This window comes from Bacillus manliponensis, assembly GCF_000712595.1.
GTDB classification, from domain to species: domain Bacteria; phylum Bacillota; class Bacilli; order Bacillales; family Bacillaceae_G; genus Bacillus_A; species Bacillus_A manliponensis.
This window is the reverse complement of sequence record NZ_JOTN01000008.1, coordinates 1-15,420: the sequence shown is the minus strand read 5'-3', so window position 1 is coordinate 15,420 and position 15,420 is coordinate 1. Positions and strand designations below refer to the sequence as shown.

At 39.2% G+C, this 15,420-nt stretch carries 15 protein-coding genes and 1 riboswitch; of the genes, 2 read left to right on the top strand and 13 right to left on the bottom strand.

What is annotated here, in order from left to right:
- Position 1 precedes the first annotated feature (1 nt).
- Entirely contained in the window at positions 2-163 is a 162-nt protein-coding gene (locus BAMA_RS23985; RefSeq protein ID WP_034638995.1) for a type II toxin-antitoxin system antitoxin, read from the top strand.
- Between the two features lie 26 nt (positions 164-189).
- On the opposite strand, the gene BAMA_RS10975 is transcribed toward BAMA_RS23985, so the two are convergent.
- The 13 genes from BAMA_RS10975 to purE form a co-directional block, all read right to left on the bottom strand.
- Positions 190-1,254, bottom strand: coding sequence for an NAD(P)H-dependent flavin oxidoreductase (locus tag BAMA_RS10975; RefSeq protein WP_034638994.1), 1,065 nt, complete (start codon positions 1,252-1,254; stop codon positions 190-192).
- Positions 1,255-1,380: 126 nt separating this feature from the next.
- A complete protein-coding gene (purD, locus tag BAMA_RS10970) occupies positions 1,381-2,646 on the bottom strand; it encodes a phosphoribosylamine--glycine ligase (protein ID WP_034638992.1) in 1,266 nt (421 codons plus the stop codon).
- Positions 2,647-2,728: 82 nt separating this feature from the next.
- Positions 2,729-4,264: a bifunctional phosphoribosylaminoimidazolecarboxamide formyltransferase/IMP cyclohydrolase gene (gene purH, locus BAMA_RS10965; protein WP_034638991.1), complete on the bottom strand. Its 1,536-nt coding sequence runs from the start codon at positions 4,262-4,264 to the stop codon at positions 2,729-2,731.
- 94 nt (positions 4,265-4,358) lie between these two features.
- Complete coding sequence (gene purN / locus BAMA_RS10960; RefSeq protein WP_034638990.1) at positions 4,359-4,946, bottom strand: phosphoribosylglycinamide formyltransferase; 588 nt, start codon at positions 4,944-4,946, stop codon at positions 4,359-4,361.
- The gene (gene purM / locus BAMA_RS10955; protein WP_034638989.1) at positions 4,943-5,983 is read right to left on the bottom strand and encodes a phosphoribosylformylglycinamidine cyclo-ligase; all 1,041 of its coding nucleotides are present in this window, start codon (positions 5,981-5,983) and stop codon (positions 4,943-4,945) included. The genes purN and purM overlap by 4 nt, the downstream gene beginning before the upstream one ends.
- Positions 5,984-6,125: 142 nt before the next feature.
- Positions 6,126-7,541 carry an amidophosphoribosyltransferase gene (purF, locus tag BAMA_RS10950; protein WP_034638988.1) on the bottom strand — a complete coding sequence of 472 codons (1,416 nt, stop codon included), beginning with the start codon at positions 7,539-7,541 and terminating at the stop codon, positions 6,126-6,128.
- Positions 7,526-9,745 (bottom strand): phosphoribosylformylglycinamidine synthase subunit PurL, encoded by a 2,220-nt coding sequence (gene purL / locus BAMA_RS10945; protein WP_034638986.1) that lies wholly within the window; start codon positions 9,743-9,745, stop codon positions 7,526-7,528. The genes purF and purL overlap by 16 nt, the downstream gene beginning before the upstream one ends.
- The gene (purQ, locus tag BAMA_RS10940) at positions 9,729-10,412 is read right to left on the bottom strand and encodes a phosphoribosylformylglycinamidine synthase subunit PurQ (RefSeq protein ID WP_034638984.1); all 684 of its coding nucleotides are present in this window, start codon (positions 10,410-10,412) and stop codon (positions 9,729-9,731) included. Before purQ ends, purL begins: the two co-directional genes overlap by 17 nt.
- Positions 10,409-10,663, bottom strand: a complete 255-nt coding sequence (gene purS / locus BAMA_RS10935) for a phosphoribosylformylglycinamidine synthase subunit PurS (RefSeq protein ID WP_034638982.1) — start codon at positions 10,661-10,663, stop codon at positions 10,409-10,411. Before purS ends, purQ begins: the two co-directional genes overlap by 4 nt.
- Positions 10,656-11,375: a phosphoribosylaminoimidazolesuccinocarboxamide synthase gene (gene purC, locus BAMA_RS10930; protein ID WP_034638980.1), complete on the bottom strand. Its 720-nt coding sequence runs from the start codon at positions 11,373-11,375 to the stop codon at positions 10,656-10,658. The genes purS and purC overlap by 8 nt, the downstream gene beginning before the upstream one ends.
- A 109-nt stretch (positions 11,376-11,484) precedes the next feature.
- Positions 11,485-12,786: an adenylosuccinate lyase gene (purB, locus tag BAMA_RS10925; protein ID WP_034638978.1), complete on the bottom strand. Its 1,302-nt coding sequence runs from the start codon at positions 12,784-12,786 to the stop codon at positions 11,485-11,487.
- On the bottom strand, positions 12,783-13,934 hold the full coding sequence (gene purK / locus BAMA_RS10920) for a 5-(carboxyamino)imidazole ribonucleotide synthase (RefSeq protein ID WP_034638975.1): 1,152 nt from the start codon (positions 13,932-13,934) through the stop codon (positions 12,783-12,785). Before purK ends, purB begins: the two co-directional genes overlap by 4 nt.
- Entirely contained in the window at positions 13,931-14,416 is a 486-nt protein-coding gene (gene purE, locus BAMA_RS10915; RefSeq protein WP_034638973.1) for a 5-(carboxyamino)imidazole ribonucleotide mutase, read from the bottom strand. The genes purK and purE overlap by 4 nt, the downstream gene beginning before the upstream one ends.
- A 107-nt stretch (positions 14,417-14,523) precedes the next feature.
- Positions 14,524-14,625: riboswitch (purine riboswitch) on the bottom strand.
- 215 nt (positions 14,626-14,840) lie between these two features.
- Between purE and BAMA_RS10910 the strand changes: the two genes are divergently transcribed.
- Positions 14,841-15,341, top strand: a complete 501-nt coding sequence (locus tag BAMA_RS10910; RefSeq protein WP_034638972.1) for a DUF1269 domain-containing protein — start codon at positions 14,841-14,843, stop codon at positions 15,339-15,341.
- Positions 15,342-15,420 lie beyond the last annotated feature (79 nt).

The following is a 15,420-nucleotide window of genomic DNA, read 5'->3' as shown; positions in this document are numbered from 1 at the left end:
CATGGCGAAAAAGAAAAGCTTTCCACTCCGCATTGATCCAGAATTACATGCAGTGATAGAAAAATGGGCAAACGATGAATTTAGAAGTGTAAACGCCCATATCGAATATTTACTTCGTGAAATGGCAAAGCAAAAAGGAAAACTAAAAAAAGAGAACGAGTAGTAACATTAGACTCGTTCTCTTTTTCTTTATACAAGGACTTTCGCTTCCTCTATAACTCTTTCGATGATTTCTTTCACTCCTATTTTCCCTTGTAATAACCGCGTGCCTTGTCCCGCCCAAAGCGACATATATTCTGGATTGTTTTGCTTTGCTGCTTCTTTTCGAATGTCACCTGTCACTGTATTTTGTGTTGGGAATGCTAACGGCTGAATACCTGATTTCTCAAATTCCTTTATAAACGTATTTTTAATACCTCTTGCTGGGCGACCTGAGAAACTTTTTGTGATGACCGTACTTTCTTCTGTACTATTTAGAAGCGCTTCTTTATAAGCAGGATGTGCGCCCGATTCAATTGTCGGTAAAAAAGCTGTTCCCATCTGTACACCTTTTGCTCCGAGTGCAAGTGCTGCCGTAAGCCCTCTTCCATCCATAACACCACCTGCTGCAATTACTGGTACACTTACACTATCTACCACTTGTGGAACTAATGAAAACGTCCCGATATTTGCACCGTTTGGAAATCCATTTATGTCAAATGTACTACGGTGTCCTCCTGCATCACTTCCTTGTGCAACAATAATATCTGCGCCACTTCTTTCAGCTAGTATCGCTTCATTTACAGTCGTCACCATCGTCATAACTGTGATGCCTTTCTCTTTTGCTTTTTTCATCGCAACTTCAGGCAGTACACCAAACGCTGTACTTATAACTTGCACTTCTTCATCTAAAAGAACTTGAAATTGCTCCTCAAATAACTGCGGTGTTTTTACTTCCGCTTCACTTTTCTCAATCTTTAGCGCTGTTCGCATATTATTTAATATGTGCTCTACTTCTTGCAATCCTTCCACATTATCGTCCATGTTCGTGCAAAATAGATTTACCGCAAACGGCTTACTCGTTCTTGCTCGAATATCGCGCACAGCTTTACGAATATCATTCGGTTTCATATAAGCCGCCCCTAGCGTACCTAAAGCACCTGCCTCAGAAACAGAAGCAACTAAATCTACCGTAGTCGGCCCTCCTGCCATCCCCGCTTGAATAATTGGATATTGTATATGAAGCATACGACAAATTTCTGTTTGAACGTTCATTTTTTGTCTCTCCTTAATTCGAAAATGTAATTGTTTCCAAATTCCATATTCTAGTTTAATGACAAAAAACCTGTTTTTCACAAAAAAATGTCCAAAAGTAGCAATCCCACTACTTTTGGACATTTTTTAATACTCTACCTTCACAATTGCCCGGTAACCAATATCACTTCTATAAAATAAACCATCACTCTCAATTTTCACTATTTCTGCATATACCTTTTCCTGCGCTGTTTGTAAATCTTTTTCCTTACAAGCAACAAACAGTACACGACCGCCATTTGTAACGAACTCTCCATCTTTTACAGCTGTGCCTGCATGGAAAATGATTACGTCTTGTAGCTCATCTAATCCACGGATAACCGCACCTTTTTCATACGCTTCTGGATATCCTTTTGAAGCAAGAACAACACCAATAACCGCTTCTTCAGACCAGTGTAATGTTAATTCTTTTTCATCTAATAAGTCGTTACATACATCAACTAAGTCACTTTGTAATCGAGGTAATACTACTTCTGTTTCTGGATCACCAAAGCGAGCATTAAACTCAATGACTTTTGGACCATCGTTTGTTAAAATGAGCCCTGCATATAAAATACCAGTAAAGGAACGTCCTTCTTGTTTCATTGCTTCCGCTGTTGGATATAGTACTGTTTCAATGGCTCTCTCTACCGCCGACTGTGAAATTTGTGGTACTGGAGAATATGCTCCCATACCGCCTGTATTTGGACCTTGATCTCCGTCGAATGCGCGCTTATGATCTTGAGCAATCACCATTGGATACACTTTCGTATCTTTCACAAATGCCATTAGAGAAAATTCTTGCCCTTCTAAAAACTCTTCAATAACAACTTTTTTACTTGCTTCACCAAACTTTGCATCTTCTAGCATTTCTTTTGCAGCTTGCAATGCTTCCTCTAACGTCATTGCTACTGTTACACCTTTACCAGCTGCTAAGCCATCTGCCTTAATAACAATTGGAGCACCTACTTTTTGAATATAAGCTGCTGCTGCTTCATAATTTGTAAATGTATCATACGCCGCTGTTGGAATATCATACTTTTTCATAAGTTCTTTCGTAAAAGCTTTACTTCCTTCAATTACCGCCGCCGCTTTATTTGGACCAAAAATACGAAGACCTTCTTCTTCAAAACGGTCTACAATGCCATTCATAAGCGGAATTTCTGGGCCAACAAATGTTAGAGCAATCTGATTTTCTTTTACAAACTGAATTAGTGCATCAAAGTCATTTTCATCAATTTCGACTAACGTTGCAACGTCTTTCATCCCATCATTACCAGGAGCAACATATACTGTTTCTACTTGCTCTGACTGTGCAAACTTCCACGCTAACGCATGCTCACGACCACCGCGTCCAATTACTAAAACGTTCATCTTTCATCCTCCATTTTCCGTTCTATTTGTTAGTATTCAAAAGAAAGATAGCGACAGCTACCTTTCTTTTGAACAATCTCTATTAGTGTTTGAAATGACGTACCCCTGTGAATACCATCGCAATTCCAAACTCATCTGCTTTTTTAATAGAATCTTCATCACGGATGGATCCGCCTGGTTGAATAATTGCTGTAATACCTGCTTTTGCCGCTTCTTCTACCGTATCTGGCATCGGGAAGAATGCATCGGATGCAAGCGCGCTTCCATTTGCTTTTTCAGCTGCTTGTGTAATCGCAATTTTTGCTGAGCCAACGCGGTTCATTTGCCCTGCACCAACTCCAATTGTCATGTTATCTTTCGCCAATACAATTGCGTTTGATTTTACATGTTTTACAACTTTCCATGCCAATTTCAAGTCGTTCCACTCTTGTTCTGTTGGCTCGCGTTTCGTTGGAATTGTAACTGATTCTTCATTTAAAGAAAGCGTATCTTCTTCTTGGAGAAGTAAGCCACCTTGTACAGATGTTAACTGCTTACTTGCTACATCTTCTTTTGCAATGTCTACTGTCAATAGACGTAAGTTTTTCTTACTTTGCAATACTTCTAGCGCTTCTGCTGAGAATGATGGTGCGATAACAATTTCTAAGAACACTTCATGTAATTTTTCTGCTGTCGCTTTATCAATTTCACGATTTGCAGCGATAATACCGCCAAAGATTGACACTGGATCTGCTTCATAAGCACGTGTATACGCTTCATGAATATCTGTGCCAACTCCAACGCCACATGGATTCATATGCTTAACTGCTACAACCGCTGGCTCCGTAAATTCCTTCACGATGCTAAGCGCTGCATCTGCATCATTAATATTGTTGTAAGATAGCTCTTTTCCGTGTAATTGTTTTGCATAAGCAACAGATGAAGCCGCGGCAAATGGTGCTTTATAAAACGTCGCTTTTTGATGTGGATTTTCGCCGTAACGTAAATCTTGTTTCTTCTCAAAAGTTACCGTTAACGATTCTGGGCTTTCTTCTCCCGTTTGCTCCGTTAAGTAATTTGAGATTAACGCATCGTATGCTGCTGTATGACGGAATACTTTTGCTGCTAGCTTACGTTTCGTTTCTTTTGATGTTTCCCCGTTTGCTTTTAGCTCTTCTAATACAACAGAATAGTCTGCTGGATCAACGATAACTGTTACAAACTCATGGTTTTTCGCTGCAGAGCGAATCATTGTTGGGCCACCAATATCGATGTTTTCAATCGCATCTGTAAATGTTACATCTGGCTTTGCAATTGTTTCTTTAAATGGATATAAATTTACAACGACAAAGTCAATTGGCTGAATGTTTAATTCGTTCATCTGTGCCATATGCGTTTCATTATCGCGTACAGCAAGTAAGCCACCATGAATATTTGGGTGTAATGTTTTCACACGACCATCCATAATTTCTGGAAATCCTGTTACTTCAGAAATACCGATCACTTGTAGGCCATTTTCTTCTAGTAATTTTTTCGTACCACCTGTCGAAATAACTTCCACACCTTGCTCAAGTAACTCTTTTACAAACTCTACAACGCCTTCTTTATTTGAAACACTAACTAATGCACGCTTTTTCATCGATTCTTCCCCCAGTTATACGATATCAATCTATGTTGCTTTTTTGAAAGTTAAGTATTAATCGTTGTTACACACGGCATGACACTCTCTAAACCTATAGAGAGTGGCTGTTTTCGTTTAACTTTATAAGCTCTCTCACCGTATTTACATACACTCTATGTTCTACGCTTTGAATTTTCTTTTGTAAACTTTCCCTTGTGTCATCTTCACTTATCGTAACAGCCTCTTGCGCAATAATTGGACCTGTGTCCATTCCCGCATCAACATAGTGAACCGTTACGCCTGTCACTTTCACACCAGCTTCTAACGCTTGGCCAACAGCATCTTTACCTGGGAAGCTAGGTAAAAGTGACGGATGGATGTTAATAATTCTTCCTTCATACGCTTGTAATAACGTTGGACCAATGAGCCTCATATAACCTGCTAAAATTACATAATCAATCTCGTACTCTTTCAACTTCGCTAAAATTTTGCTTTCAAATTCCGCTTTCGTACCATAATCTTTTGTTGAAAAAGCAAAACATGGTACATGATGATAATGTGCTCTCCCAACAGCACGTGCTTCGGGTTGATCACATACTAGCAAGCTAATTTCTGCATCTAAACTTCTAGCTTCTACCGCATTAATAAATGCTTGAAAATTAGAGCCACTTCCTGAAGCGAAAACTGCTAATCTACTCATTTTGCTGTTCCTCCAGTAAATGTAACTCCTGTTCCTTCTACTGTTTTCCCGATAATATACGCTTTCTCCCCTTGTGCTTTTAGTAACCCTATAATAGCTTTTGCATCTTCTTCTTTCACAGCTACTACCATACCAATACCCATGTTAAAAATATTGAACATTTCTTCCGACTCAATATTTCCAGTCTCTTGAATTAGACTAAAAATCGGATGAACTATCCAAGAACCTAGTTCAATTTCTGCACCAATGTCATCTGGTAGCATACGAGGGATATTTTCAATAAAACCGCCCCCTGTAATATGTGCCATGCCATACACTTCATGCTTTTTCAATAGTTCTAAAATAGGTTTGACATAAATTTTTGTTGGCTTTAGTAACTCTTCACCAAGTGGTAGTTCTAAACGACCGTAAATACGCTCTAATGAAAGTTGACCATCTTCTATTAATACTTTACGAACAAGAGAGTAACCGTTACTATGAATACCGCTAGAAGCAAGACCAATCAGAACGTGACCAGCTTGAATCGATTCACCTGTAACAATTTTCTTTTTGTCTACAATTCCAACTGTAAAACCAGCTAAATCGTATTCTTCCACGCTGTACATGCCAGGCATTTCCGCTGTTTCACCACCAACTAATGCACAGCCAGCTTGACGACATCCTTCTGATATACCTTTGACGATATTTTCGATTTTACTAGGTTCTGCTTTTCCACAAGCAATATAGTCAAGGAAAAATAAAGGTTCTGCTCCTTGGACAACAATATCATTTACGCACATCGCAACTGCATCGATCCCGATTGTATCGTGTTTATCCATCATAAAAGCGAGCATTAATTTTGTTCCTACACCGTCTGTTCCAGATACTAATACTGGCTCTTCCAATTGAAACTTTGAAATATCAAACATGCCACCAAAGCCACCTAGGCCACCTAACACTTCTTTTCTCATCGTTGTTTGTACATGTTTCTTCATTCGATGTACCGCTTCGTATCCAGCTTCAATATCTACCCCTGCTTGCTTGTATGCATTCGCCATTATTTCATACACCTCGTCTTTTTATACGGAAAGAATGTCTCCGCCCTAATCAGCCTTTTATTTATTAGAAAAATGAGCTTCTACAATCGAAATTGCAGAAGCTATCTTTTATATGAATTCCCCTAAAAGCACCCTCGTTCTCTTACTTCATACTAGCGAGTAACTCTTGCTCATAATCATAAAGAGCTGTTGGATAATCGCCGTTGAAGTATGCCATACATAAGCCACCATATTTCCCTTCATATGGACGTCCAATTGCATCAATTAAACCATCTTCACTTAAAAACGTTAAAGAATCCGCACCAATAATTTGACGAATTTCTTCTATTGAATGATTTGCTGCAATTAGTTCTTTTCTCGTTTGAATGTCGATTCCATAAAAACATGGATATTTAAGAGGTGGAGATGCAATTCTTACATGAACCTCTGTCGCTCCCGCCTCTCTTAGCATGCGAACAATTCGCTTACTTGTTGTACCGCGTACAATTGAATCATCAATCATAACGACACGTTTTCCTTCAACAACACCACGCACTGCTGAAAGCTTCATTTTTACCCCTTGCTCGCGTAATTCTTGAGAAGGTTGAATGAATGTACGCCCAACGTAACGATTTTTAATTAAACCAAGCTCATATGGAATACCCGTTGCTTCCGCATAGCCAATTGCTGCTGAAATACTAGAGTCTGGTACTCCTGTTACAACATCTGCTTCCACTGTTGCTTCTGCTGCTAAACGTTTCCCCATATTTTTACGAGCAGCATGAACGTTTACTCCAGCAATGTTTGAATCTGGGCGTGCAAAGTAAATATACTCCATGCTACAAATTGCGTGCTCCACATCATTTGTAAAGCGATCAACCTGTATACCTTCATCGTTAATAATAAGCAATTCACCAGGCTCTACATCGCGAATGTATGTTGCACCGACAACATCAAATGCACATGTTTCAGATGCAACAACGTATGCATCCCCCATTTTTCCAATAGAAAGAGGACGGAAACCATTTGGATCTAATGCAACAATCATTTCATTTCCCGTTAGTAACAGATATGCAAAAGCACCTTTAACTTTATTTAATGCATCTTTTACACTTTCAATTAATGAACCTTTTTTATTACGCTTAATTAAATGAAGCAAAACCTCTGTATCTGAACTCGTTTGAAAAATACTTCCTTCCGCCTCTAGCTCTTTACGTAGCATTTTCGCATTAATTAAGTTACCATTATGCGCAAGTGCCATACTATGGTCAGAAAAGCGGAATAGAAGAGGCTGAACATTTGCTACTTCAGCTCCTCCAGCCGTTGCATAACGAACGTGCCCAATTGCTGATCTACCGTTTAAGCCATCTAATTCTCCGCGAGAAAACACTTCAGAAATTAATCCAAGTCCTTTATGAGCAACTAACTTCTCCCCGTTATTTACAACGATTCCTGCACCTTCTTGACCACGATGCTGCAAACTATGCAATCCGTAATACGTAACTTGCGCGGCATTTTCATGCCCCCAAATACCAAAGACACCACACTCTTCCTGTAATCCCTTTATTTCAGCAAGCATGGGATAGCCCCTTTCCAAGCTGTTCTCATTTCATCTACATTTGCTGTTACTACTAGTTCGTTTTTATCATTACGAATCGTTACTTCGTTTGTATTTGTTACTTCACCAATTTGAGTTGCTGCTACTTTTTCTTCAAATGCCTCTTTATTCTCACGTTTTACTGTAATAATGAATCGTGATTGTGACTCCGCAAATAAAGCTGCTACTTCTTCTCCTGTTACTGCTACATCAGCACCTAAACCAGTCGCTCCAATTGCACATTCAGCAAGCGCAACTGCAAAACCACCTTCTGCTACATCATGAGCAGATTGAACAAGTCCTGCTTGAATTGCTTCTAATAATTGACGTTGGCTCTTTAGCTCCGCATCTAAATCAATACTTGGCGCTTTACCGAAGATTTTCCCGTGAATCATTTTTTGTAATTCACTGCCGCCGAATTCTGCTTTTGTTTCACCAATCATGTAAATAAGATCGCCAGTTTGTTTAAACTGCTGCGTTGTTACATGTTTTACATCGTGTACAAGTCCAACCATACCAACTGTTGGCGTTGGATATACCGCTTCTCCGCTGCGCTCGTTGTACATCGACACGTTTCCACCAATAACGGGTGTATGTAACGTACGGCAAGCTTCACTCATACCGTCTACTGACTTTTCAATTTGCCAGAAGATTTCTGGTTTCTCTGGGTTACCGAAGTTTAAACAGTCTGTAATTGCAAGTGGTTCTGCACCAGAACATACGATGTTACGAGCAGCTTCTGCCACCGCAATTTTCCCGCCTGTTTCTGGATCTAAGTAAATGTAGCGAGAGTTACAGTCTGTCGTCATTGCTAACGCCTTTTCTGTACCACGTACACGAACAACTGCTGCATCAGATCCTGGTGTGACAACTGTACTTGTACGCACTTGATAATCATATTGGTTATATACCCACTCTTTACTTGCAATCGTTGGTTGTTGTAGTAAAGAAAGTAATGTTTCTTTATAGTTTTCTACTTTTGGTGCTTCTACGCTCATTTGCTGGAACTCCGCAAAGTAAGCCGCTTCTTTGGAAGGCTTATGATAAACAGGTGCTTCCTCTGCTAATGCATCTGCTGGCACTTCTGCAACCATCTCTCCTTTATGGAATAAACGAAGCATTTTATCTTCTGTTACTTTTCCCATAATAACTGCTGCAAGGCCGTATTTTTCAAATAGTTCGATAATTTCTTGTTCTCTACCTTTTTTCACAACAATTAGCATACGCTCTTGTGATTCCGATAGCATCATTTCATATGGTGTCATACCTGTTTCACGCTGTGGTACATCATCTAAGTACATTTCAATACCCATGCCAGCTTTACTTGCCATTTCTGCTGAAGATGACGTTAATCCAGCTGCACCCATATCTTGAATTCCAACAAGTGCATCAGACTTTACTAACTCTAAACAAGCTTCTAGTAATAACTTCTCCATAAATGGATCACCAACTTGCACAGCTGGACGTTTTGCATCAGAGTCTTCCGATAGCTCTTCAGATGCAAACGTTGCACCGTGAATACCGTCACGTCCTGTTGCTGCACCGACATACATAACTGTATTGCCCGCACCGTGCGCTTGCCCTTTTTTAATATCTTCATGATTAATTAAACCAACGCACATTGCATTTACAAGTGGGTTTCCTTCATAACAAGGATCAAATTGCACTTCACCACCAACCGTCGGAATCCCAATGCAGTTTCCATAGCCTGCAATTCCTGCAACAACTTCCTCAAATAAATACTTCACGCGTGGTGATTGTAATTCTCCAAAGCGAAGAGAGTTTAACAGCGCAACCGGACGCGCTCCCATTGAGAATACATCACGAATGATTCCACCTACACCTGTTGCTGCACCTTGATATGGCTCAATCGCTGATGGGTGATTGTGACTTTCCATTTTAAATACAACCGCTTGGTTATCACCAATATCTACAATACCCGCTCCTTCTCCCGGTCCTTGCAATACACGTTCACCTGTTGTTGGGAATTTGCGAAGTACTGGCTTTGAATTTTTGTAACTACAATGCTCTGACCACATAACAGAGAATAGTCCTGTTTCTGTATAATTTGGGAGACGACCTAAAATCTTTTCAACCATGGCAAACTCTTCGTCTGTTAGTCCCATTTCTGCATAAATGCGTTCTTCTTTAATTTGTGTTGGATTTGGTTCAAGCAGTAACGACATGTGTTTCCCTCCAATGTTTTAAAATAGATTGAAAGACTTTTAGACCATCTGCACCGCCAAGTAATTCATCAACAGCGCGTTCTGGATGTGGCATCATACCTAATACATTTCCACGTTCATTTACAATTCCAGCAATATCTGAAACGCTTCCGTTCGGATTATTTACATAACGGAAGACAATTTGATTTTTGTTTTCTAATGCTTGTAATGTCTCTTCATCACAGTAATAGTTTCCTTCACCATGTGCGATTGGAATATTGATAACTGCACCATTTTCATATTGTGATGTAAACATCGTTTCCGTGTTTTCTACACGAAGTTCAGTCGTGTTACACATGAACTTTAAATTTTTGTTTCGAATTAATGCACCTGGTAATAGCCCTGACTCTACTAAAATTTGAAAACCGTTACATACACCTAAAATTGGTTTACCCGCTTCTGCCGCCTTCTGCACAGCTTGCATGACGTTCGCAAAACGTGAAATCGCACCGCAACGAAGGTAATCACCGTAAGAAAAACCACCTGGTAATAAAATTGCATCGTATTCATCTAAATTTTCTGCGCTATGCCAAACATAGTCTACTTCTTCACCAAGCTCATCTTTAATAGCATGGAACATATCAACATCACAGTTCGAACCTGGAAAAACGATTACGGCAAATTTCACTGTGCGACAACCTCCTCAACTTCGTATGTGTAATCCTCAATTACGACGTTTGCTAATAACTTTTCACACATTTCTTTTACCGCTACATCAATGTCTTTCACAGACTCATGAATTGTTAACTCCATATATTTTCCAATGCGAACATCTTCTACTTCTGTGAAAGAAAGACTATGAAGTGCTCCTTTTACGGCTGTTCCTTGTGGATCCAATACACTCTCTCTTAACGTTACATATACCTTTACTTTATACATGTGAAGCTCCCCCTAATCGTTTTAAAATTTCTTCATAAGCCTCTGTTAAATCGCCTAGCCCGCGGCGAAATACATCTTTATCAAACTTTTCGTTCGTCTTCTCATCCCATAGACGACATGTATCTGGTGAGATTTCATCAGCGAGAATAATCTCTCCCTCTTCCGTTACACCAAACTCTAGTTTAAAATCTACTAATCTTACACGACAGCTTGCGAAATGCTCAATCAACACTTGATTGATTTGCACGGCCTTTTCACGTAATGTGCTTACTTGCTCTGGCGTTGCAACATTTAATATACGAATGTGGTCTTCCGTTACAAGTGGATCGCCTAAATCGTCATCTTTGTAGTAAAACTCTACAATCGCTTTAGAAAGATTCGTTCCCTCTTCCATTCCAAGTCGTTTAGAAAGACTTCCTGCAATTACATTGCGCACAACCACTTCAAGTGGGATAATTTTAACTTTCTTTACGATTTGCTCTGTTTCGGAGATCCTCTCCACAAAATGAGTTTTAATTCCCACTTCTTGCAACTTTCTGAATAACAAAGCCGTAATTTCATTATTCAAGCGACCTTTCCCTGTAATCGTTGCTTTTTTCTCTCCGTTAAAAGCAGTAGCACTATCTTTGTACTCTACCCAAACCATATCTGCTGCTTCTGTACAATAAATTCGTTTTGCCTTTCCTTCGTACAGCAATTCTAGCTTTTGCATTTCGCAAGCCCCCTGTAGTTTGAAAAATGTGAATTATCTATTTACAAAAGATGGCACAGAATCAATCATCCTGTGCCATATAGAATTATCAAGTGAAACTTTCGGTCAATTAGTTCAACCCAAGACGCTCGAAGATTGTATCAACATGTTGTAAATGATGCTCGTAGTTGAAGCATTCATTAATTTCTTCTTGCGTTAACTTATTTGTAATACGCTCGTCAGCTTCAACAAGTTCTTTAAACTGTACTTGTGTCTCCCAAGCTTCCATCGCTTTTGGCTGTACGATATCATAAGCTTCTTCACGTACCATACCTTTATCAATTAACGTAAGCATTACGCGCTGAGAGTAAATTAAGCCGTATGTTCTTGCCATGTTACGCTTCATGTTTTCTGGGAATACCGTTAAGTTTTTCACGATATTACTGAAGCGGTTTAACATGTAATTTAATGCGATTGTTGCGTCTGGTAAAATAACGCGCTCTGCTGAAGAGTGAGAGATATCACGCTCATGCCATAATGGAACATTTTCATAAGCTGTTAACATGTAACCACGAATTAAACGAGCCATACCTGTCATGTTCTCAGAGCCAATTGGGTTACGCTTATGAGGCATTGCAGAAGATCCTTTTTGTCCTTTCGCAAAGAACTCTTCTACTTCACGTGTTTCACTCTTTTGTAAGCCACGAATTTCAACTGCTATTTTTTCAATTGACGTTGCGATTAATGCCAATGTAGACATGTAATGTGCATGACGGTCACGTTGAAGAGTTTGCGTTGAAATTGGTGCTGCTTCTAAGCCTAAGTTTTCACAAACATACTTTTCTACGAACGGATTAATGTTTGCGTATGTACCAACCGCACCAGAAAGTTTTCCAACACGTACTGTGTCTGCTGCATGTTTGAAACGCTCTAAGTTACGTTTCATTTCTTCATACCAAAGACCAAGCTTTAAACCAAATGTTGTTGGCTCAGCATGAACACCGTGCGTTCTTCCCATCATTACTGTGTATTTATGTTCTTTCGCCTTATTTGCTAAGATTTCGATGAAGTTCTCTAAATCTTTTAGTAAAATTTCATTCGCTTGCTTTAAAATGTAAGACAACGCCGTGTCTACTACATCTGTAGATGTTAAACCGTAATGAATCCATTTACGCTCTTCGCCTAACGCTTCTGTCTCAGATACAGCGCGAGTGAATGCTACAACGTCATGACGTGTTTCTTTTTCAATTTCATAAATACGATCAATATCGAAAGATGCACGTTCACGAATTTTCTTCACATCTTCTTTTGGAATATCTCCAAGCTCAGCCCATGCTTCACATGCTAAAATTTCAACTTCTAACCAAGCTTTAAATTTGTTTTCTTCCGTCCAAATCGCACCCATTTCAGGGCGTGTGTAACGACTAATCATCTTTTTCCCTCCAACAGTTGTTCTTGATAGTCCCAAATGTGTAGCTCATCTGCTTTCTGTAAAGCAGTATTTACATCCTGGCTTAAAATATTAACATGCCCCATCTTACGCTGTTGCTTCGCTTCTTCTTTGCCATATAGATGTAGATGACACCCGGTTAATCTATTCACTTTGTTTAGGACCCCTTCTATATGTTCGCCTAAAATGTTCACCATGACAACTGGTTTTAACAAAGTTGTTTCACCAAGAGGTATATTGCAGATTGCTCTTATATGCTGAGCAAATTGACTCGTTTCACAAGCGTTCATTGTATAATGACCGGAGTTATGTGGTCTTGGTGCTAGCTCGTTAATGAAAATCTCCTCATCGGCCGTTACAAACATCTCTACCGCTAACGTTCCAACTAACTGGAATGTATCAGCTAATGACTTCGCATATTGGATTGCTCTCTCGGAAAGCTCCTCTGTCATACGCGCTGGCACAATTGATTGATGTAAAATGTTATTTACATGAATATTTTCAGCTACTGGAAATACTTTCGTTTCACCACTTACACTGCGAGTTACAATGACGGAAACTTCTTTTTCGAATGGAATCCATTTTTCTAAAATACATTCCGTCATGTTAACAAGCTGGAGCGCTCTTTCAAAATCAGCTTCACTTCTTAAAACGACTTGCCCCTTCCCATCATATCCTCCTGTTGTTGTCTTTAACACCGAAGGGAATGAGAGAAGATGAACAGCTTGCATAAGTTCTTCTTCTGTTCGAACAAGTAAGTACGGTGCTACTGGTAATCCAGCTTCACCAATTGATTTTTTCTCTGTAAAACGATTTTGCGTCGTATATAGTATCTGGCTACCTTGTGGTAAATACGCATTTTTTTCAAGCCATTGTAAGCAGCGATAATCAATATTTTCAAACTCATATGTCACAACGTCACTTACTTCAGCTAAAAACTGAATCGCTTTAAAATCATCGTAGTTTGCAACGATTTCCATATCAGCAACTTGTGCACATGGTGAATGTTTTGTTGGGTCTAATACAGCAATTTTATAGCCCATTTCCTTTGCTGTAATAGCCATCATTCTGCCGAGCTGACCACCGCCAATAATACCAATTGTTTGTCCAGGTAAGATTGTTTTACTCATTGCAGTTCACTACCTTCTCGCACGTTTTTCTCAATTGCTTCTCTTCTCAGTTCTAATACATCATGTATATCATCATGAAATGATCCAAGTATTTGTGCAGCTAGTAATCCTGCATTTGTTGCTCCTGCCTTTCCAATTGCAACAGTAGCTACTGGTACACCACCTGGCATTTGAACAATCGATAGTAAAGAATCTAGACCGTTTAATGCTTTCGATTGAACAGGCACCCCAATAACAGGAAGATTCGTCTTTGCAGCAACCATTCCTGGTAAATGAGCGGCTCCACCTGCTCCAGCAATAATAACTTTCAAACCACGCTCACGAGCTGTCTCTGCATATTCAAACATATAATCCGGAGTCCGATGAGCGGATACAACTTTCTTCTCATACGGAACATGTAATTCATCTAAGATGTCACAAGCATATTTCATTGTTTCCCAGTCTGACGTGCTTCCCATAATGACTCCAACTAATGGTTTCATACTTAGAATCCCCCCGATTCAAATAAAAAAGCCTGAAATAGAACATTTCTCTTTCCTATGAAGAGAAGCGCTCTACTCAGGCATACGTATCCTATGAGAATAGAAAATACCGAGTGACTTCCCCTCATAGTCTAACGAATAACGGTCGTTAGGTAGAGACTTGCAGGCCATATCCCCGCGATTATATGAGGTGCGATATAATATTGTTTCTATGGCTATATTAACAATATTTCATAATTGGTGTCAATAAATTATCGAATGTTTTTTATTACAGAAAGCAAAACGTTCGGTTTTATTCAATAAAGAAGCATAAATATGCTATATAAAATGAAATATACGCCTAATAACAATTATTATTCATACATGATTTTTATGAAATACACAAAGAATATAATGATACTTATGGAAAAGGCAGGTTTTATAGATGACAAAACAAGTCGCTGTACTTACTTTTAATGAGGATACACAGTCATACAAAGCATTCTCTATTATTAAAAAATATCACTTGGAGCATCGCCTGAAAGTAGAACAAATTGCAGTTATTAAACGAAAAATTGATGGAGAATTGTCAGTAGAAGATTTCTTAGACATAACTGGAGCTGATAAAACGAATAGAGGCGGTTTAGTTGGCATGTTCGTTGGCATGCTAGGGGGACCTTTTGGTGTATTATTAGGGGGACTTATTGGGTCAACAATCGGTGTGTTTCGTGACAAAAAAGAAATCACTCATGCTTATTCTGTTTTTGAGCGTGCATTAAAATCCATTAAGCCTGGAAAAACTGGTGTTATTTTAATTGTTGAAGAACAAACGGAAGACACCCTTAATCAGGTTGTACATGAAGGAGAGGGAAAAATCGATCGTTATCCGGAATCGGAATTACGCTCAGAGATTGAAGAAGCACGTAAAAAGGCAAAAAAAGAATAAAGTGAAACTTCAATGAAGCTATATTTTTCTTCATTATATAAAAACACGAAAAAACCCAAGTCATACTGACTTGGGTTAG

Coding starts and splice junctions, on each gene's coding strand:
- purD (WP_034638992.1), bottom strand. CDS start 2,646: ATGAACGTTTTAGTAATTGGACGCGGTGGTCGTGAGCATGCGTTAGCG.
- purL (WP_034638986.1), bottom strand. CDS start 9,745: ATGTCGTTACTGCTTGAACCAAATCCAACACAAATTAAAGAAGAACGC.
- BAMA_RS23985 (WP_034638995.1), top strand. CDS start 2: ATGGCGAAAAAGAAAAGCTTTCCACTCCGCATTGATCCAGAATTACAT.
- purF (WP_034638988.1), bottom strand. CDS start 7,541: ATGCTTGCTGAAATAAAGGGATTACAGGAAGAGTGTGGTGTCTTTGGT.
- purM (WP_034638989.1), bottom strand. CDS start 5,983: ATGGCGAATGCATACAAGCAAGCAGGGGTAGATATTGAAGCTGGATAC.
- purN (WP_034638990.1), bottom strand. CDS start 4,946: ATGAGTAGATTAGCAGTTTTCGCTTCAGGAAGTGGCTCTAATTTTCAA.
- purE (WP_034638973.1), bottom strand. CDS start 14,416: ATGAAACCATTAGTTGGAGTCATTATGGGAAGCACGTCAGACTGGGAA.
- purB (WP_034638978.1), bottom strand. CDS start 12,786: ATGATTAGTCGTTACACACGCCCTGAAATGGGTGCGATTTGGACGGAA.
- purK (WP_034638975.1), bottom strand. CDS start 13,934: ATGAGTAAAACAATCTTACCTGGACAAACAATTGGTATTATTGGCGGT.
- BAMA_RS10910 (WP_034638972.1), top strand. CDS start 14,841: ATGACAAAACAAGTCGCTGTACTTACTTTTAATGAGGATACACAGTCA.
- purC (WP_034638980.1), bottom strand. CDS start 11,375: ATGCAAAAGCTAGAATTGCTGTACGAAGGAAAGGCAAAACGAATTTAT.
- BAMA_RS10975 (WP_034638994.1), bottom strand. CDS start 1,254: ATGAACGTTCAAACAGAAATTTGTCGTATGCTTCATATACAATATCCA.
- purH (WP_034638991.1), bottom strand. CDS start 4,264: ATGAAAAAGCGTGCATTAGTTAGTGTTTCAAATAAAGAAGGCGTTGTA.
- purS (WP_034638982.1), bottom strand. CDS start 10,663: ATGTATAAAGTAAAGGTATATGTAACGTTAAGAGAGAGTGTATTGGAT.